The organism is Streptomyces chengmaiensis, assembly GCF_029846775.1.
GTDB classification, from domain to species: domain Bacteria; phylum Actinomycetota; class Actinomycetes; order Streptomycetales; family Streptomycetaceae; genus Streptomyces; species Streptomyces chengmaiensis.
In genome coordinates, this window is sequence record NZ_JARWBG010000045.1 from 42637 (window position 1) to 60743 (window position 18107).

At 73.5% G+C, this 18107-nt stretch carries 16 protein-coding genes; 14 read left to right on the top strand and 2 right to left on the bottom strand.

Annotation, left to right across the window (positions count from 1 at the left end; all coding sequences use genetic code 11):
• The first annotated feature begins 5 nt into the window (after window positions 1-5).
• Window positions 6-983 carry a DUF2510 domain-containing protein gene (locus QCN29_RS28445; RefSeq protein WP_279931769.1) on the top strand — a complete coding sequence of 326 codons (978 nt, stop codon included), beginning with the start codon at window positions 6-8 and terminating at the stop codon, window positions 981-983.
• 63 nt (window positions 984-1046) lie between these two features.
• On the opposite strand, the gene QCN29_RS28450 is transcribed toward QCN29_RS28445, so the two are convergent.
• Window positions 1047-2249 (bottom strand): amino acid deaminase/aldolase, encoded by a 1203-nt coding sequence (locus tag QCN29_RS28450; RefSeq protein ID WP_279931770.1) that lies wholly within the window; start codon window positions 2247-2249, stop codon window positions 1047-1049.
• 185 nt (window positions 2250-2434) lie between these two features.
• On the opposite strand from QCN29_RS28450, the gene QCN29_RS28455 reads away from it, so the two are divergent.
• From QCN29_RS28455 to QCN29_RS28465, 3 genes are all read left to right on the top strand, one after another.
• Window positions 2435-3961, top strand: a complete 1527-nt coding sequence (locus QCN29_RS28455; protein ID WP_279931771.1) for a hypothetical protein — start codon at window positions 2435-2437, stop codon at window positions 3959-3961.
• The gene (gene mycP / locus QCN29_RS28460; protein ID WP_279931772.1) at window positions 3958-5289 is read left to right on the top strand and encodes a type VII secretion-associated serine protease mycosin; all 1332 of its coding nucleotides are present in this window, start codon (window positions 3958-3960) and stop codon (window positions 5287-5289) included. Before QCN29_RS28455 ends, mycP begins: the two co-directional genes overlap by 4 nt.
• Window positions 5290-5393: 104 nt before the next feature.
• Window positions 5394-6137 carry an SseB family protein gene (locus QCN29_RS28465; RefSeq protein ID WP_279931773.1) on the top strand — a complete coding sequence of 248 codons (744 nt, stop codon included), beginning with the start codon at window positions 5394-5396 and terminating at the stop codon, window positions 6135-6137.
• Between the two features lie 63 nt (window positions 6138-6200).
• Here the strand turns inward: QCN29_RS28465 and QCN29_RS28470 are convergent, their stop codons facing one another.
• Window positions 6201-6584 carry a DUF1844 domain-containing protein gene (locus tag QCN29_RS28470; RefSeq protein WP_240137343.1) on the bottom strand — a complete coding sequence of 128 codons (384 nt, stop codon included), beginning with the start codon at window positions 6582-6584 and terminating at the stop codon, window positions 6201-6203.
• A 389-nt stretch (window positions 6585-6973) separates the two neighbouring features.
• Here QCN29_RS28470 and infC point away from each other — a divergent pair, with 389 nt between their 5' ends.
• The 10 genes from infC to QCN29_RS28520 all read left to right on the top strand — a co-directional run bounded on the left by infC (window position 6974) and on the right by QCN29_RS28520 (window position 18054).
• On the top strand, window positions 6974-7600 hold the full coding sequence (infC, locus tag QCN29_RS28475) for a translation initiation factor IF-3 (protein ID WP_240137384.1): 627 nt from the start codon (window positions 6974-6976) through the stop codon (window positions 7598-7600).
• Between the two features lie 120 nt (window positions 7601-7720).
• Window positions 7721-7915, top strand: coding sequence for a 50S ribosomal protein L35 (gene rpmI, locus QCN29_RS28480; protein WP_240137342.1), 195 nt, complete (start codon window positions 7721-7723; stop codon window positions 7913-7915).
• A 105-nt stretch (window positions 7916-8020) separates the two neighbouring features.
• Window positions 8021-8413 carry a 50S ribosomal protein L20 gene (rplT, locus tag QCN29_RS28485; protein WP_240137341.1) on the top strand — a complete coding sequence of 131 codons (393 nt, stop codon included), beginning with the start codon at window positions 8021-8023 and terminating at the stop codon, window positions 8411-8413.
• A gap of 159 nt (window positions 8414-8572) precedes the next feature.
• Entirely contained in the window at window positions 8573-9427 is an 855-nt protein-coding gene (locus QCN29_RS28490) for a TrmH family RNA methyltransferase (protein WP_279931779.1), read from the top strand.
• Between the two features lie 100 nt (window positions 9428-9527).
• Complete coding sequence (locus QCN29_RS28495) at window positions 9528-10649, top strand: sensor histidine kinase (protein ID WP_279931774.1); 1122 nt, start codon at window positions 9528-9530, stop codon at window positions 10647-10649.
• 156 nt (window positions 10650-10805) lie between these two features.
• Entirely contained in the window at window positions 10806-11930 is a 1125-nt protein-coding gene (gene pheS / locus QCN29_RS28500) for a phenylalanine--tRNA ligase subunit alpha (protein ID WP_279931775.1), read from the top strand.
• Window positions 11930-14491 (top strand): phenylalanine--tRNA ligase subunit beta, encoded by a 2562-nt coding sequence (gene pheT / locus QCN29_RS28505; protein ID WP_279931776.1) that lies wholly within the window; start codon window positions 11930-11932, stop codon window positions 14489-14491. Before pheS ends, pheT begins: the two co-directional genes overlap by 1 nt.
• Before the next feature lie 316 nt (window positions 14492-14807).
• The gene (locus QCN29_RS28510) at window positions 14808-15860 is read left to right on the top strand and encodes a PP2C family protein-serine/threonine phosphatase (RefSeq protein ID WP_279931781.1); all 1053 of its coding nucleotides are present in this window, start codon (window positions 14808-14810) and stop codon (window positions 15858-15860) included.
• 271 nt (window positions 15861-16131) lie between these two features.
• On the top strand, window positions 16132-17472 hold the full coding sequence (locus QCN29_RS28515; RefSeq protein ID WP_279931777.1) for a transcriptional regulator: 1341 nt from the start codon (window positions 16132-16134) through the stop codon (window positions 17470-17472).
• Between the two features lie 51 nt (window positions 17473-17523).
• Window positions 17524-18054, top strand: a complete 531-nt coding sequence (locus QCN29_RS28520; RefSeq protein WP_240137335.1) for an NUDIX hydrolase — start codon at window positions 17524-17526, stop codon at window positions 18052-18054.
• Window positions 18055-18107: the final 53 nt, after the last annotated feature.

The window sequence follows — 18107 nt, forward strand, 5'->3', positions numbered from 1 at the left end:
TGCGCATGAGCATGACGACCCCGCCCGGCTGGTACCCGGACCCGAACACGCCCGGCGCCGAGCGCTGGTGGGACGGCGTCGCCTGGGCCGCGCACACCCGCGCGGCCCAGGCGACGCCGGCGCAGCCCGCCGCTCCCCCCACCGTGCCGATGCACCTCTCGCCGCCGTCACCCGGAGGCGGCCGGCCTGGTCGGCGGCGCGGGCGACTCGTCGCCTTCAGCGCGGCGGGAGTCCTGCTCCTGGCGGCGGCCGTCGCGGTCGTCCTCGTGATGGCGCGCGGCGGCAGCGAACCCCTCCCCGGAGATGCGCAGGCCGCGCCGAACGCCCCCGAAGCCGCGGCCACGACTTCCCCGGCTGCCCCCGAGACCTCCGAGGCCGCTGTGGACCCCGAGAGCGCCACCGTCCTCGAAGACCAGCTCAACGGCATCGCCATACCCATCCCGGACGGCTGGACCAAGTCCGACAGGTCCTCGGACATCGGCGCGACGATGGTCACGGACGACAGCTACGACTGCCCCGCCGGAACCTCCTCCCTCTGCCGCCATGGCCGCGTCACCTCCTTCACCGCCGACGCAGGAGCCAAGTCGCCCGAGGAGGCGGCCAGAAGGGACATCCCGCAGGCCGTGGACAAGGCATACGGGGAGGAGATCCTCGGCAACCAGCCCTACGGCGGCATCGCCTCCCACGCCGAGGTCAAGGCACAGTCCATCGCGGTGGCCGGCCGAGCCGGCTATCTGGTCCGCTGGCGCGTCCTCACCGAAGAGGGCCCCGGAGGCCATGTCCAGTCCGTCGCCTTCCCCTCCACCGTCGGCACCGAAGCCATGGTCGTCGTCCGCCTCTCCTTCGACGCGGGGCCCGAAGGGCCGCCGCTCGCGGGCATGGACGCGATCGTCTCGAGCATCCGGCCTCTCGGGGGCGGGGCGGCGAAGGACGCGGGTGTGGGGGGCGGGATCACACGGGATCCGCGGACGGGGCAGTCGTAACCGGGGCTCCGCCCCACGCCCCTAGGGCGTAGGGGGAGGGGCACCGGAAAACGCCCCGCAGGGCTACAGAAACGTCCGGCCCTCGCCCCGGTACGTCGGCGCCGCACCCACCACCCCTTCCCCCTCCACCAGATGCAGCGCGTCGAACCGCTCACACAGTTCCCCCGCCTTCGCATGCCGGAACCACACCCTGTCCCCGACCAGGAGATCGTCCGCGGGCGCGCCCAGCAGCGGCGTCTGCACCTCGCCCGCGCCCTCCCGAGGGTCGTAGCGCAGGCCTTCGGGCAGATACGGGACCGGCAGCCGGTCCGCGCCCGGTGCGCCCGAGGCGGGGTAGCCGCCGCCGAGCACCGTCACCGCGCCGACGCCGGGGCGGCGCACCACCGGCTGGGCGAACAGCGCGGCCGGACGGCCCGTGAACGACGTGTAGTCGTCGAAGAGCCGCGGCATATACAGACCGGACCCTGCGGCGACCTCCGTCACCACGTCCTCCGCTGCCGTGTGCTGCACGCTGCCCGTGCCGCCGCCGTTGACAAACTCCAGCCCCGGCGTCACCGCCCGTACCGCCCGCACCACGGCCGCACGGCGCTCGGCCAACTCCCTGCGGGCCGCACGCTGCATCAGCCGCACCGCCCGAGACCGCACCGGCCGCCCCGCGATGCTGTCGCCCACGCCCGCCACATGTCCCTCGTACGCCATCAGCCCAACCAGCCGGAAGCCCGGGCGGCGGGCGATCGACCGCGCCAGCTCGGCGAGCTCCGCGGGCTCGCGCAGCGGGGAGCGGCGTGCCCCGATCCGCAGCCGGCCGCCAAGCAGCAGGAGCGCCGTGTCGAGTTCCAGACAGAGCCGGATCTCCTCCCGCCCGCGGCCGCGTGAGCGGTCGATCAGATCGAGCTGCGCGGGGTCGTCGACCATCACGGTCACCGCGGCGGCCAGCTTGGGATCGGCGGCCAGCTCCGCGAACCCGGCCCGGTCCGCGGACGGATACGCCAGCAGGACGTCCTCGAAGCCCGCACGCGCCAGCCACAGCGACTCGCCGAGCGTGAACGACATGATCCCGGCGAAGCCGTCGCGCGCCAGCACCCGCTCCAGAAGCGCCCGGCAGCGCACCGACTTGCTGGCCACCCGCACCGGTTTGCCTCCCGCGCGGCGCACGAGATCCCCTGCGTTGGCGTCGAACGCCTCCAGATCGACGATCGCGAGCGGGGCGTCGAGATGCGCGGTGGCCCGGTCGTACCGGGCCCGGTCAGCGGCACGCGGAGTCATGGCCTGAGCTTGTCAGAGAGGTTTACCCGAGGGTAGGGGGGATGTTCTGGGCAGATGCCTCGGAGCGACGGTCTCGTTGCCGCCCTGTGCGGAGCAGCCCGTAGAGTGACCACACACGGTGACGAACAGGGTTGCCCTGGAGGGCGATCCACCGGTGTACGCAGGCACGTGACGATGGGGGCGGGATGAGCACGGAACCACACCGCCCTGCTGCCCGTCCCGCCTCCCGCATCGACTCCCTGCTCCCTCCGGACCCGCGCGCCCCGCTCCCCGAAGCCGCAGGTCCCCGCGGTTCCATACGCCCGTCCCCGCCCGGCGACGTCCCGGCCCAGCGTGCCCAACGGGCCCAGCACTCCCAGCACTCCCAGCACTCCCAGCACCCCGAGCCCTCGCGGCGTCCCGACGGCCCCGACGGCGCGGCGACCGGACGGCAGCCCGACCCGTCGGCCGCTCCCGGCGCCGGCGCGGCCCGCCCCGAGCCCTCGCGGCGTCCCGACGGCCCCCCGAACACACCGGCAGCCGCGACGCCTCCGCCCGGCAAGACCACCGGCGCCAGCGCCGCGGGCACTTCACGTCCCGCGCCGGCCGCGGCATCCGCCCCTGCGGCATCCGCCCCCGCGACCCCGGCCCCCACGCGCCCGCCCGGCGACGCACGCCCCGCACCCCACGTCGGGACCGGGGACATCCCGGACTGCGACGTCACCACCCGGCTGCGCCCCCTCGGTCCCCTCGGCGCCCCCCGCACCGCGCAGACGCCCGATGCGCCACCGCGGAGCGCCGCCCCCGCGCCCGTCACCCCTCCCGCACCGCCTGGGCACAGGCCCGTCGGCGCCGTCGACCTCTCGCCACGGCCCGGCGCGACGCCGCGCGCCGCGCACCAAGGGGCGCAGTACCACCTGTGGGCGCCGCCCGAGCATCCCGCCGAGATGACCACGCGGCTGCGCCCCATCCGCCCGCGTCGGCCCGGCAGAACCGCCGCGGCGGTCGTCTGCGCCGTCCTGGGGATCGGGCTCCTCGGCGGCGCGGCCGCCGGGGCATGGCTCATCGGCGACGCGAACGCCGACCCGGCGGCCCGCAGCGGCTACGCACAGGCCCGCGACCTGTGGCACAGCGTCCCCGTGGACACCCTCTTCCCCCGCACGCTCGACGGCGGCCGCGCAGGTCCGGGCGGCGCCGACCGTGCGTGGAAACGGATAGCCGTCGCCCCCGACAGCGGCTGCGCCGAGGCCCTCGACCCGCTGCTCGACCAGACGCTGCGGACGGTGGGCTGCGGCCGGCTGGTGCGGGCCACCTACACGGACACCACCGCCACCAGCGTCATCACCGTCGGCCTTGTCTTCACGGAGGCCGACGAGCAGGGGATGCGCGCGCTGAAGGCCCGCTTCGCCCGTGAAGGGCTGGGCGAGCGAACCGACCTGATGCCGCGCGCCCAGTCCGCTGCCGGCACCGTCGCCGCCGGATTCGGCGATCCGCAGCGGGCGAGCTGGACCGTGAACGTCCTCACCGACGCGCCCGTCGTCGTCTACGCCGTCTCCGGCTTCGCCGACGGCCGCGCGGTGGACAACCCCGAGCCGGCGGCCGAGGCGACCGCCGAGGGCGCGACCTCCGCACCCGCGCAGTCCGGCCTCGGCCATGAGGCGGCAGGGGTCGCGGAGGCCGTCGAGCGGGCCCTGCGCGCCACCGTCCGCCCGTCAGCGGAGGACCGCACATGACCGACTGCGCCCAGCGGCCCCGCGACCACCGGCCACCGGACCACCGGCCCTCCGCACACCGCGCCCGCGGACAGCGCTTCCGCGGACGGCACGCGGGCGGACAGCACGTCCACGGAAACCGCGACCGCGCGCCGCGCACACAGCCCGCACACCGGGCCCCCGCACACCGCGGAAGCCGTCTTGCCGCCGTCTTCGCCGCGGCCGTCCTCGCGCTGCTCCCCGCCGTTCCCGCCCGCGCCGACGGCATCCGCGCCCAGCAGTGGGGCCTCGACGCCCTGCACACAGAAGAGGCGTGGCGGACCGCCAAGGGCGAGGGCATCACCGTCGCCGTCCTCGACACCGGGGTCGACGACCGCCACCCCGACCTCGAAGGCTCCGTCCTGCCCGGCAAGGACTTCATCGGCTTCGGCGCCGAGCGGGGCGACCGGGCCTGGGCCCGCCACGGGACCGCCATGGCCGGCATCATCGCCGCCCACGGGCACGGCCCGGACGGCGGGTCCGGAGTGATCGGCATCGCTCCCGAAGCGAAGATCCTTCCCGTCCGGGTGATCCTCGAAGGCAGCGACAAGGCCCGCGAGAAGGCCCGGACCTCCCGCGGCAGCGCTCTCGCCCAGGGCATCCGGTGGGCCGCCGACCAGGGCGCGGACGTCATCAACCTCTCGCTCGGCGACGACAGCGAGTCGGCCCACCCGGAAGCGGGAGAGGACGCCGCGGTCCAGTACGCCCTGTCCAAGGGCGCCGTCGTCGTCGCGTCCGCCGGCAACGGCGGCGAGAAGGGCGACCACATCTCCTACCCGGCCGCCTACCCCGGAGTGATCGCGGTGACCGCCGTCGACCGCGCGGGCACCCACGCCTCCTTCTCCACCAGACGCTGGTACGCCACCGTCAGCGCGCCCGGCGACGACATCGTCATCATCGATCCCGACCGCAAGTACTACGAGGGCTGGGGCACCAGCGCGGCCGCCGCATTCGTCTCGGGGGCCGTCGCCCTGGTGCGCTCCGCGTATCCGGACCTCACGCCCGCCCAGATCAAACGGCTTCTCGTCGACACCGCCCGCGACGCGCCCGACGGGGGTCGCGACGACGCCAGGGGATACGGGCTCGTCGACCCCGCCGCGGCGATCGAGGCGGGCGCCCGGCTGCGCCCCGCCGACCCCGCGGCGGCGGCCTCGGGCTACGACCGCCGCTACTTCGGGCCCGGCCCGACCCCCGAACCCGAACCGGAGGAGGCCGCCGGCCGGCTCGCCCCCGCCGCCGCGGGCCTCGGCGCGCTGGCGCTGGCCGGTGCGGTCGTGCTGTGGCGCACGGGCCGCCCGCGGTATCTGTGACGGCCGGTCGGGCAGCGGCCGTGCGGAGCGGTCGGGGCTGCGCCCGGCCCGGCGGTCGGCGTACCGGGCGCAGGAGGGCCGTACCCGGACGTTAGGCTCTTCGGGTGGCGCTCAAGAACATCCCCGACCCCGGTTTCTCCGACGACGACGGCACCGCCGACCCGAGGCTCGAGGCGGCCCTCGCCGCATGGGCCGAGGACAGGGCGGCCGAACCCCGCCTCCTGGAAGCCCTCAAGGACGCCCGGCTGCTCGTGCCGGTCGTCGCCGTCCTCGGAGACGTCGAGGAGGACGCGCGGACCGGGCTGCGCCGCGAGAAGACCAGCGACATGGCGGTGCCCACGCTGACGGCGGGCGACCGGCGGGCTCTGCCCGCCTTCACCTCCATCGCCTCGCTGGCCCGCTGGAACCCCGAGGCCAGACCCGTCGCCGTCCCGCTGCACCAGGCGCTTCGGGCGGTGGCCCACGAGAAGGCCGACACCCTGGTCCTCGACCTCGCGGGCCCCGTCCCGTACCAGCTCACCGGCCCCGCCCTGCTCGCGCTCGCCGAGGGGCGCACCAGCGCCGATCCGCTCGACGACCCCGCGGTCGCCGAGGCGGTGCGCGCCGTCGTGGCAGCCGAGCCCGCCGTGGTCCGCGCCCACCTCGGCAGAGGCCGCGCCGACGGAACCCTCGCCCTGGCCTTCGCCCCGGACGCGGCGCCCGCCGAGGCGGCCCGGAGGGTGGCCGAGGCGCTCGCGGCCGACGAAGTGCTCAGGGCCCGCCTGGTGCGGGGCCTCGACCTGGCGGTGGTGCCGGCCGAGGCCGCCGTGCCGGGCGAGCCCCTGTTCGTACGCGAAGCGCGCGGCTGAGATCGGCCGGCAAGCGGCTGAGAGCGGGTGGGCAGCGGCCGCGCGGGCGGGGAGGCGGGAGGGTCAGCCGAAGACCGGGCCCGTGTACTTCTCGCCCGGTCCCTTGCCCGGCTCGTCCGGCACCAGGGACGCTTCGCGGAAGGCGAGCTGCAGCGACTTCAGCCCGTCGCGCAGCGGCGCCGCGTGGAAGGAGCTGATCTCCGTCGCGCTCGCGTCCAGCAGCCCCGCCAGGGCGTGCACGAGCTTCCGGGCCTCGTCCAGGTCCTTGTGCTCCGCGCCGTCCTCGGTGAGCCCGAGCTTCACGGCGGCCGCGCTCATCAGATTCACCGCGACCGTGACGATCACCTCGACGGCGGGCACCTCCGCGATGTCGCGGGTCATGGCGTCAAAGTCGGGGGCGGCAGCCGAGGAGGCCGCCGGTTCATTGGGGGAGGTCGCGTCACTCATGACGCACACGATATGCCCCGCCCTCCGCGCCGCCGCCGCCCCCGCCGGTTAGCCGCATCACCCGGGAGCTGCTAACCTTGTGTGACAACCGGCCGGATGCCGTGTGTGCTCACACGGATCCAGCCCACAAGTGGAGGCTCCGTTCTCCCACCTTGCCGTCCTTGGGGCGGCGGGTCACCGGTCAGGCGGCGCCCATCGTTCCGTACGGACGATGGAAGTCGCCCGATGCGCGCCCCGCGGCACACCGCGGCGGTGCTCCGGTAGTGATGGAGCAGCCGCCTGTGTACCGTCCGGGGCATTTTTCGTGCTCCGGTGTGGTTGGTCCTACTTAAGACAGATGTTGCTCGGCTGTCCGCCGGATGGCCGTGTGGTGCTACTGAGGAGGATCCATCAGCGCCGAGCCCCGCATCAACGACCGGATTCGCGTTCCCGAGGTGCGACTTGTCGGTCCCAGCGGCGAGCAGGTCGGGATTGTTCCGCTTGCCAAGGCCCTGGAGCTTGCGCAGGAGTACGACCTCGACCTCGTCGAGGTCGCGGCGAACGCTCGTCCGCCCGTGTGCAAGCTCATGGACTACGGGAAGTTCAAGTACGAGTCGGCCATGAAGGCCCGTGAGGCGCGCAAGAACCAGGCGCACACGGTCATCAAGGAGATGAAGCTCCGGCCGAAGATCGACCCGCACGACTATGACACCAAGAAGGGTCATGTCGTCCGGTTCCTCAAGCAGGGCGACAAGGTCAAGATCACGATCATGTTCCGTGGTCGTGAGCAGTCCCGCCCCGAGCTTGGCTTCCGTCTGCTGCAGCGTCTCGCCGCGGACGTGGAGGAACTCGGCTTCATCGAGTCGAACCCGAAGCAGGACGGCCGGAACATGATCATGGTTCTTGGCCCCCACAAGAAGAAGACCGAGGCCATGGCCGAGGCGCGTGAGGCCCAGGCCGCACGCAAGGCGGGGCGCCAGGGCTCGCAGGAGGGCCGCGCGGAGAACGCTCCGGCCGACACATCCTCCGAGGCGTGACCTGAGGGGCTGCCGGCACGGCAGCCCCGGGTCAGCCCGGAACCACACACTGAGGACTGACGCTCCCGCTGACCGGTGCCCGCACCGGGGGAGCGCCACTGACGAGGAGAGAACGGCGCGATGCCGAAGAACAAGACGCACAGCGGTGCCAAGAAGCGCTTCAAGATCACCGGCTCCGGCAAGGTGCTCCGTGAGCGCGCCGGCAAGCGCCACCTGCTCGAGCACAAGTCGTCCAAGCTGACGCGTCGCCTCACCGGCAACGCCGAGATGGCCCCGGGCGACGCCGCGAAGATCAAGAAGCTTCTCGGCAAGTGACGTCCGCCGTCCCCGACGAACCGGGGACGGGACGCCGAGACCGGGACCTATTCGTTTCCGGGCCGTGTGAGGACACACCACGGCCCCGCTACAAGGAGTTAACAAGTGGCACGCGTCAAGCGGGCAGTCAACGCCCACAAGAAGCGCCGGGCGATCCTCGAGCAGGCCAGCGGCTACCGCGGCCAGCGGTCGCGCCTGTACCGCAAGGCCAAGGAGCAGGTCACCCACTCGCTGGTCTACAACTACAACGACCGCAAGAAGCGCAAGGGCGACTTCCGTCAGCTGTGGATCCAGCGCATCAACGCCGCTGCCCGCGCCAACGGCATGACGTACAACCGCCTCATCCAGGGTCTGAAGGCCGCCAACATCGAGGTGGACCGCAAGATGCTGGCCGAGCTGGCGGTCAACGACGCGAACGCGTTCGCATCGCTCGTCGAGGTCGCGCAGAAGGCGCTGCCGAGCGACGTCAACGCCCCGAAGGCCGCGTCGGCGGCCTGACGGCCGCAGCACCGCGCCCCTCGGACGCCCCGGACCCGCAGGCCTCTGGCCTGCGGGTCCGCGCATGTCGCCCCCGGGGTCCGTTCCGCCGCCCGCCGCACCGAACCGCACACGGCGCGCAGAACCCGCGCGCCCCTAGACGAAGTGAGTGCATCCCGCATGGGCACCGCCGACCAGGCCACACCCGAGCTGATCTCGCCGCGGTCGCCGCGCGTCGCCGCGGCGCGCAGGCTCGCCAAGCGCAACTTCCGGGGCAAGGACCGGCTGTTCCTCGCCGAGGGGCCGCAGGCCGTGCGGGAGGCCGCCAGCCATCGGGGGCCCGACGGCCGGCCCACGCTGGTGGAGCTGTTCACCACCGTCGAGGCCGCGGAGCGCTACGGGGAGATCATCGCGGCCGCCCGCGCCTCCGGCGCCCGTGTCCACCACGCCTCGTCGGATGTGCTCGCCGAGGTCTCGCAGACCGTCACCCCGCAGGGCCTCGTCGGCGTCTGCCGCTTCCTGGACTCGCCGTTCGAGCAGATCCTCGCCGCGCGGCCGAAGCTCGTCGCCGTCCTCGCCCACGTACGCGACCCGGGCAACGCCGGCACCGTGCTGCGCTGCGCCGACGCCGCCGGAGCCGACGCCGTCGTGCTCACCGACGCCTCGGTCGACCTCTACAACCCCAAGTCGGTGCGCGCCTCCGTCGGCTCCCACTTCCATCTGCCCGTCGCGGTCGGCGTCCCGGTCGAGCAGGCCGTGCAGGGGCTGAAGGCCGCCGGAGTGCGGGTGCTCGCCGCCGACGGGGCGGGCGAGGACGACCTCGACGACCAGCTCGACGCCGGGGCGATGGGCGGCCCCACCGCATGGATCTTCGGCAACGAGGCCTGGGGCCTGCCCGAGGAGACCCGCGCCCTAACCGACGCCGTCGTCCGTGTGCCGATCCACGGAAAAGCCGAGTCGCTGAACCTCGCGACCGCCGCAGCCGTATGTCTCTACGCCTCCGCGCGCGCCCAGCGCGTCGGGCGCGCCCGCTGAGTGGGCGGTCTCCTCGCCGAGGGGGTCCGCGCCGTCACATCCAGCTAGTAGGGTGGCGGGCTCGGGGGCCATACGCCTGGGGAGAGGGTGGGGTACGGGGATGGCTGTCCGGACGAGCGGAGCCGCACACACGGACGCGTCCGTGCTGCGCCGCTGCGACGGATCCGAACTGTTCGGGGTCGACCCCGACGATCTGCCCGACGGCCTGGTCGTCGCGGATGAGACGGGCCGGGTGATCTGCTTCAACGCCGCCGCGGCGAAGATCACGGCGGTTTCCAAGGCGGAGGCGCTCGGCGCCCCCCTGGAGCGCGCCCTGCCGCTGGAGGACCTCAAAGGCCGGCGCTGGTGGAGGCTGACCGACCCGTACGGGGGCATAGCCACCCGCGTCGGCCAGCCCGAGCGCAATCTGCTGCTGCCCGGCGGCCGCGAGGTACTGGTCTCCGCCCGCTATGTGCGCGAGCGCCCGACCGGGCCGATACGGCGGCTGGTGGTCTCGCTGCGCGGCACAGAGGCCCGCCGCCGCACCGAGCGCAGCCACGCCGAGCTGATCGCCACCGTCGCGCACGAACTGCGCTCCCCGCTCACCTCCGTCCAGGGGTTCACCGCGACGCTGCTCGCCAAGTGGGAGCGGTTCACCGACGACCAGAAGCGGCTGATGCTGGAGACCGTCGACGCCGACGCGCACCGCGTCACCCGTCTGATCGCCGAACTGCTCGACATCTCCCGCATCGACTCGGGCCGGCTGGAGGTGCGCCGACAGCTCGTCGACATCGCGGCCGCCGTCGGCCGGCACATCCAGGCGCATATGGCGGGCGGCCAGTCGCCCGACCGGTTCCTCGTCCGCATCCAGCAGCCGCTGCCCGACCTGTGGGCCGATCCGGACAAGATCGATCAGGTGTTGGGAAACCTGTTGGAAAATGCGGTGCGCCACGGTGAGGGAACGGTCACCATTGAGGTGGCGCCCGCCTCGGCGCACGACGAGCAGAAAGGGACGGCTGTCACCGTGAGCGACGAAGGCCCCGGCATCCCCGAGGAGTCGATGGGCCGTGTCTTCACCCGTTTCTGGCGGGGAAGCAAGCGCGGCGGCACCGGCCTGGGCCTCTATATCGTCAAGGGCATCGTCGAAGCGCACGGAGGCACGATCGCCGTCGGCCGCGGGCCGGGCGGCGGCGCCCAGTTCCGATTTATCCTGCCCGTCGGCGCCCCCGCGTATCTCAGCTGACGGTTCCCGGACCCCTCCGGGGCCGGAGCTGATATGCACCAGGGCCGCCCACGGGCGCATTCGCGACTCCCCACCCCGTTAGACTCGGCCTTTGGCACCTTTGCGTCCTCGGTCGTCGAGCGGGGGCCAGCCACCCCATCGGAAGCACGGGAAGAGATGTCGGCACCCAACAAGTCGTATGACCCGGTCGAGGTCGAGGCACTGAAACCGGAAGAGATCGAGCGCATGCGCGACGAGGCGCTCGCCGCCTTCGCCGCCGCGGGCGACCTCGAGGCGCTCGCCGCCGCGAAGGTGGCCCACGCCGGCGGCGCCTCGCCGCTCGCGCTCGCCAACCGGGAGATCGGCGCGCTGCCGCCGCACGCCAAGGCGGAGGCAGGCAAGCGCGTGGGCCAGGCCCGCGGAGCGGTCAACAAGGCGCTCGCCGCCCGCCAGGCCGAGCTGGAGGCGGAGCGCGACGCCCGCGTGCTGGTCGAGGAGGCGGTGGATGTCACACTGCCGTACGACCGTGTCCCGGGCGGCGCCCGCCACCCGCTGACCACGCTGTCGGAGCGCATCGAGGACATCTTCACGGCCATGGGCTACGAGGTCGCCGAAGGCCCCGAGGTCGAGTCCGAATGGCTGAACTTCGATGCGCTGAACATCGCCGCCGACCATCCGGCGCGCGGCGAGCACGACACGTTCTTCGTCCAGGGCCGTGAGGCGGACCAGGACTCGGGCGTCGTGCTGCGCACCCACACCTCGCCCGTGCAGGTCCGCTCCCTGCTGGACCGCGAGCCGCCGGTGTACGTCATCTGCCCTGGCCGCGTCTACCGCACCGACGACCTGGACGCCACGCACACGCCGGTCTTCCACCAGGTCGAGCTGCTCGCCGTGGACGAGGGCCTGACCATGGCCGACCTCAAGGGCACCCTCGACCACATGGTCCAGGCGCTGTTCGGCGGCGAGGGCATGAAGACCCGGCTGCGGCCGAACTTCTTCCCCTTCACCGAGCCGTCCGCCGAGATGGACATGGTCTGCTACGTGTGCCGCGGCGAGTCCGTGGGCAACCCGGACCGGCCCTGCCGCACCTGCTCCAGCGAGGGCTGGATCGAGCTCGGCGGCTGCGGCATGGTCAACCCCAAGGTGCTCGTCGCCTGCGGCGTCGACCCCGCCAAGTACAGCGGATTCGCCTTCGGGTTCGGCATCGAGCGGATGCTGATGTTCCGCCACAACGTCGAAGACATGCGAGACATGGTCGAGGGCGACGTCCGGTTCACCCGGCCGTTCGGGATGGAGATCTGATGCGGGTCCCGCTTTCCTGGCTGCGGGAGTACGTCGACCTGCCGGCGACGGAGACCGGCCGTGACGTGCAGGCCAAGCTCATCTCCGCGGGGCTCGAGGTCGAGAGCGTCGAACAGCTCGGCGCCGGGCTCAAGGGCCCGCTCGTCGTCGGCAAGGTCCTCACCGTCGAGGAGCTGACGGAGTTCAAGAAGCCCATCCGCTTCTGCACCGTCGACGTCGGTGGGGCTGGGGGCGCCTCCCAGGCCGGAGGCTCCGGGGAAGGCGCGGGCGAGCCGCAGGAGATCATCTGCGGCGCCCGCAACTTCGCCGAGGGCGACAAGGTCGTCGTCGCGCTGCCCGGCGCCGTCCTGCCCGGCGACTTCAAGATCGCCGAGCGCAAGACATACGGCCGGGTGTCCCGCGGCATGATCTGCTCCGGCGACGAGCTGGGCATGGGGGACGACGGCGGCCACGGCATCATCGTGCTGCCGCCGGAGCTCGAGGTCGGCGCCGACGCGGTCGAACTGCTCCAGCTGCACGACGAGGTCCTGGACATCGCCGTCACCCCCGACCGCGGCTACTGCCTCTCCATGCGCGGCGTCGCCCGCGAGACCGCCACCGCGTACGGCCTGCCGCTGCGCGACCCGGCGCTGCTCGACGTGCCCGCCCCGAACTCCTTCGGCCACACGGTCAAGATCTCCGACCCGAGGGGCTGCGACCGCTTCACCGCGCGCACCGTCGTCGGACTCGACCCCGAGGCCCGCTCCCCGATCTGGCTGCAGCGCCGCCTCCAGAAGGCCGGCATGCGCCCGATCTCCCTGGCCGTCGACATCACCAACTACGTGATGCTCGAGATCGGCCAGCCGCTGCACGCCTACGACCGCTCCCTGATCGACGGGCCCATCGGCGTGCGCCGTGCCGAGCCCGGCGAGAAGCTCACCACCCTCGACGGCGTCCAGCGCACCCTGGACCCCGAGGACCTGGTGATCACCGACAACCGCGGGCCGATCGGCCTCGCGGGCGTCATGGGCGGCGCCGACACCGAGATCGCCGACACCGTCCGCGACCCCGGAACCGGGCAGGCCAACGGCACCACCGAGGTCGTCATCGAGGCCGCGCACTTCGACGCCGTCTCCATCGCCCGGGCCGCCCGCCGCCACAAGCTCGGCTCGGAGGCGTCCCGGCGCTTCGAGCGCGGCGTCGATCCCCAGGCCACGGCCGCAGCGGCCCAGCGCACCGTCGACCTGCTGGTGCTGCTCGCCGGCGGCACCGCGGAGGGCGGCGTCACCGAGATCATCGCGCCGTCCGCGCCGCGCACCATCACCATGGCCGCCGACCACCCCGACCGGGTCGCCGGCATGACATACGGCCGTGAGGCCGTCGTACGCCGCCTCCAGGAGGTCGGCTGCGACGTCTACGGCCAGGACGAGCTCGTCGTCACCGTCCCGTCGTGGCGTCCCGACCTGCACGAGCCGAACGACCTCGCCGAAGAGGTCATCCGGCTGGAGGGCTATGAGAACCTGCCCTCCACGCTCCCCACCCCGCCCGCCGGCCGCGGGCTGACCCCGAGGCAGCGGCTGCACCGCCGCGTCGGGCGCGCCCTGGCCGGGGCCGGCTATGTGGAGGCGCCGAACTACCCGTTCATCGGCGAGAGCGTGCTCGACCAGCTCGGCCTGGAGGCGGACGATCCGCGCCGCGCCGTGGTGACGCTGGTCAACCCCATCTCCGACGAGGAGCCCGCGCTGCGCACCACGCTGCTGCCCGGACTGCTCGCGACGCTGCGCCGCAACCACGGCCGCGGCGCATCCGACCTGGCGCTCTTCGAGACCGGGCTGGTCTTCCGGCCGACCGGTGAGGAAACGGTCCCGCCCGCCACCCTGCCCGTGGACCGCCGTCCCACCGACGAGGAGGTCGCCGCGCTCAACGGCGCCCTGCCACGGCAGCCGCGCCGGGTCGCGACCGTCCTGGCCGGTGCCCGCGAGCAGGCCGGCTGGTGGGGCGAGGGCCGACCGGCCGACTGGGCCGACGCGATCGAGTCCGCCCGCGCGGTCGCCCGCGAGGCCGGTGTCGACCTCGTACTGCGCTCCGACCAGCACGCACCGTGGCACCCCGGCCGCTGCTCCGCGCTCTACGCCGCCGTGGACGGCGAGGAGACCCTCGTCGGCCACGCGGGAGAGCTGCACCCGCGCGCCATCAAGGCGCTCGGCCTGCCGGAGCGCACCTGCGCGATGGAGCTCGAACTGGACCTGCTGGAGCGGGCCGGCCGCGGCGCCGTGCGCGCCCCGGGCATCTCCGCCTTCCCGGTCGCCACCCAGGATGTGGCGCTGGTCGTCGCCGCGGACGTCCCGGCCGCAGAGGTGGAGCAGGCGCTGCGAGACGGCGCGGGCGAACTGCTCGAGTCCATCCGGCTCTTCGATGTGTTCAGCGGTGAGCAGATCGGCGAGGGAAGGAAGTCGCTGGCGTACGCGCTGCGCTTCCGCGCCGCCGACCGCACCCTGACCGTCGAGGAGGCCTCGGCCGCCCGTGACGCGGCGATCGCCCTGGCCGGCGAGCGCACCGGAGCGGTGCTGCGCGGGGCCTGAGCCGCGGGAAGGCCCGGCTGAGGGGGCGCACACGGTTGGCCCGTGTGCGCCCCCTTGTCATGCCCGTCCGCCCTGCTTGTCGTGAGCCCCGGGACTGCTCGGAACGGTGCTCACTCATTTGGGTGAGTTCGTCGGACGATGTTCCTTTCAGCCCTTCGTGCTCGACAGAATCGAGCCGGTCGAAGGTGCGGGCCGGGTGCGCCGGACAGGGGTCTATGAGGGGACCATCCGCATGATCCGTATCAGATCTCGGAGGCCCTTTCCGCTCCCTCTGTGGGTGAGATCCGCAGGGGAGCGCCAGGCGCGGCTGCGCCGAATGCTGCCGATCGCCCTGCCCGTGGGCTGGGGCGCGGCCGCCGTCGTCTGGCGGCTGGTCTGCGCCCCCGAAGAACCGGCCGGGCTCGGCGAGCGGATCGTCACCTCCGCGGTCTTCTTCGCCACCGGAGCGGCCCTCGCCCTCGGCGTCCGGTGCGGGCTCTACCGCGAGCTGCGCCGCGTCCGCGAAGTCGCCCACGCCGCCCAGCGGGTCCTGCTGCGGCCCCTGCCGCCCCGGCTGGACGGGCTCGCGCTGGCCGCAGGACAGCTCTCCGCCAGCCGCGGGGCGGCCGTCGGCGGCGATCTGTACGAGGCGGTCGCCACCGCCCACGGCGTCCGTCTCGTGATCGGCGACGTCCGGGGCCATGGCATCGGCGCCATCGGGGCCGTCGCCGCCGTTCTCGGCAGCTTCCGCGAAGCGGCGTACGACGAACCGGAACTCTGCGGCGTACTGCGGCGGCTGGACCGCGCCGTGCAGCGTCATCTGGGGGAGCGTGCGGGCGACGGCGATCCGGCCCAGCCGCCGACCGCACACCCGGCATCCGAGGAGTTCGTCACCGTACTGCTGCTCCAGGTCGGACCGGACGGCACGCTCACGGCGCTCAACTGCGGCCATCCCTGGCCCTATCGCCTGCGCTGCGGACCGCAGCCGCCCGCCGCACTGCCGCTCGCGGACGCGGACCCGCTCCCGCCGCTCGGCATGTTCCCGCTGCCGGCGGAGCTTCCGGAGGAGGAGTGCGGACGTCTGCTGCCCGGCGACACACTCGTCCTGCACACGGACGGGGCGGAGGACGCCCGTGACGCATCGGGCCGGTTCTTCGGCCTGGACGCCGCGCTGACCGACGCCGCGCTCGCCTGCGACGGCACACCGGTCCCGCCCGCCGCGGTGATCCACACCGTGCACAGGGCGTTGCTGCGGCACACCGGCGGCAAGCTCACCGACGACGTGGCACTCCTGGTGCTGCGCGACGACCGTGCCCGAGTGCCGGCGCAGCCCGGAGAGACCGCGGAGACCACGCTGCGCCGCACCCGGCCGGAACCCTCCAATCGCTGAGGTCACGCTTCGGGACTCTGCGCGGCCGGCGTCGTCTGCCCTGCCGCGGAGTGTCGGGCAGATCAGCAGAGCAGACGACGCGAGCACGGGCCGCCGCATGATTTCGAGGGGGAGCCGACGGCCCCGGCCGCCTCTGTGAGAGGAGGACAAGTCAACCGGCGCACCCGCCACGGCGGCAGAGCGCACAGGGCACAGATGTGGGCACTCGTTTCACACCCCGTGCGAACCGGCCTCCACTAGGCTGGGCGAACCGAGTTGACGGAGGGGCACCATGCAGCCCAACACCCTGCTCGACGCCCTGCTCGACGAGGCGGGCATCTCCAACGCCGGGCTCGCCGCCCGGGTCAACCACGCGGGACGGGCCAGAGGACTGGCGCTGCGCTACGAGCACACGGCGGTGGCGCGCTGGCTGAAGGGGCAGCGCCCCCGTGGACGGGTTCCGGACCTCATCTGCGAGGTGCTCGCGGATCGTCTGCAGCGGCCCGTCACGCTCGGGGACATCGGTCTCGGGGTCCCCGGAGAGGCGCCGCCCGCCCCCGGCACCCCGCTCTCCGGCTTCGTGGAGCGCGCCACCGCGCTGTGGCGCTCCGACGAACAGCAGCGCCGCCACCTCCTCCAGGCCCCCGCCGTCACCGGCACGCCCGCCGTGATGCCCGTATGGGAGTGGGAGAACCCGCCCGAGGACGCCGATGTGTCGCGTGCCGGGCGCACCCGGGTGTCCATGTCCGACATCAAGATGCTGCGCGCCGCCCGGGCCCACTACGAGCTGATGTACCGCAGGGCGGGCGGCGTCGCCACCCGCTCGCGGGTGGTCGGCTTCCTCAACGCCGAGACCGCGCCGCTGCTGCGCGGCGGCTACAGCGACGCCCTGGGCCGGCAGCTCCACCGCGCTGCCGGCGGACTGGTGGCGGTCGCCGGGATCTGCGCCTACGACTCCGACGCCCATGGCCTGGCGCAGCGCTACTTCCACCAGGCCCTGCGGCTGGCGAAGGCCAGCGGGGACCGCGGCCTCGGCGCGTACGTCATCGCGCTGCTGGTCAATCAGGCTCTTTTCATGGCGGAGTACCGGCAGGCCGTGGCCTTCGCCGAGGCCGCGCTGCGCGGCGCCGGGCGGGAGATCACCCCGGCCCTCGCCGCCGATCTGCATGCGATGCAGGCGAAGGCGTACGCACATCTGGGCGACGGGAGCAGTGCGCTGCGGTGCATCCGGCGGGCCGAGCGGGAGGCTGAGCGGATCAGCCCGGGCACGGAGCCCGACGAGACCGGCTATGTCCAGCCCGGCCTGGTGAACGTCCAGGTGGCGGAGGCGCTGCTGAGCCTCGGCGATCTGCCGGCCGCGCGGGAGCACGCTGCCGTCGCCGTGGACGCGCCCGCCCATGACCGCGGACGGGTGCACCGGCTCGCCATGCTCAGCCAGATCGAGCTGCGGCAGGGCGAGGCGGAGCGGGCTGCGTCCACCGCCGCGGAGATGGCAGAGCGGGCGAGGGGGATGGAGTCGCAGCGGCTGCGGGACCGGCTGCGGGCTGTGCGCCGCCATCTGGCGGCCAGCGGCTGCACCGACGCCGAGGAGGCGGCCGAACTGATCGACGGGGCGCTGCGCGTTCCCCTCTGATCGTGCCGCTGCTGCGATATTGCCACCGACTCGTCGAAAGGTGGCAGAAGCGTGCAGTGGACGAAATTAAGCGAACAGACCGTGTATGAAAACCGCTGGTTCCGCGTGAACCTGGCGGATGTGGCGCTGCCCGACGGGCGGCGGCTGGACCACTTCCTGATCCGGCTCCGTCCGGTCGCCGTCGCCACGGCGGTCAACGCGGCCAATGAGGTGCTGATGCTCTGGCGGCACCGGTTCATCACCGACAGCTGGGGCTGGGAGCTGGCCGCGGGGGTCGTGGAGGACGGGGAGGACGTGCCGACCGCGGCCGCGCGGGAGATGGAGGAGGAGACCGGCTGGCGGCCCGGCCCGCTCCGGCATCTGCTGACCGTCGAGCCGTCCAACGGCCTGACCGACGCCCAACACCATCTCTACTGGTCCGAGGAGGCCACGTACATCGGCCCCCCGGAGGACGACTTCGAGTCCTCGCGCCGCGAGTGGATCCCGCTGAAGCTGATCCCCGACATGATCGCCCGCGGTGAGATCCCCGCGGCGAACATGGCGGCGGGCCTGCTGATGCTGCACCACCTGCGCCTCGGCTAGCCTCCTGCTGGCCCGGCGGCCCGGCGGCCCGGCGGCCCGGCGGCCCGGCGGCC

Excerpts from the sequence above, each read along its gene's own strand:
- pheT (WP_279931776.1), top strand. The coding sequence starts at position 11,930 with ATGCGGGTCCCGCTTTCCTGGCTGCGGGAGTACGTCGACCTGCCGGCG.
- QCN29_RS28490 (WP_279931779.1), top strand. The coding sequence starts at position 8,573 with ATGGGCACCGCCGACCAGGCCACACCCGAGCTGATCTCGCCGCGGTCG.
- QCN29_RS28455 (WP_279931771.1), top strand. The coding sequence starts at position 2,435 with ATGAGCACGGAACCACACCGCCCTGCTGCCCGTCCCGCCTCCCGCATC.
- pheS (WP_279931775.1), top strand. The coding sequence starts at position 10,806 with ATGTCGGCACCCAACAAGTCGTATGACCCGGTCGAGGTCGAGGCACTG.
- QCN29_RS28495 (WP_279931774.1), top strand. The coding sequence starts at position 9,528 with ATGGCTGTCCGGACGAGCGGAGCCGCACACACGGACGCGTCCGTGCTG.
- QCN29_RS28470 (WP_240137343.1), bottom strand. The coding sequence starts at position 6,584 with ATGAGTGACGCGACCTCCCCCAATGAACCGGCGGCCTCCTCGGCTGCC.
- rpmI (WP_240137342.1), top strand. The coding sequence starts at position 7,721 with ATGCCGAAGAACAAGACGCACAGCGGTGCCAAGAAGCGCTTCAAGATC.
- mycP (WP_279931772.1), top strand. The coding sequence starts at position 3,958 with ATGACCGACTGCGCCCAGCGGCCCCGCGACCACCGGCCACCGGACCAC.
- QCN29_RS28510 (WP_279931781.1), top strand. The coding sequence starts at position 14,808 with ATGCTGCCGATCGCCCTGCCCGTGGGCTGGGGCGCGGCCGCCGTCGTC.
- QCN29_RS28515 (WP_279931777.1), top strand. The coding sequence starts at position 16,132 with ATGCAGCCCAACACCCTGCTCGACGCCCTGCTCGACGAGGCGGGCATC.
- QCN29_RS28445 (WP_279931769.1), top strand. The coding sequence starts at position 6 with ATGAGCATGACGACCCCGCCCGGCTGGTACCCGGACCCGAACACGCCC.
- QCN29_RS28450 (WP_279931770.1), bottom strand. The coding sequence starts at position 2,249 with ATGACTCCGCGTGCCGCTGACCGGGCCCGGTACGACCGGGCCACCGCG.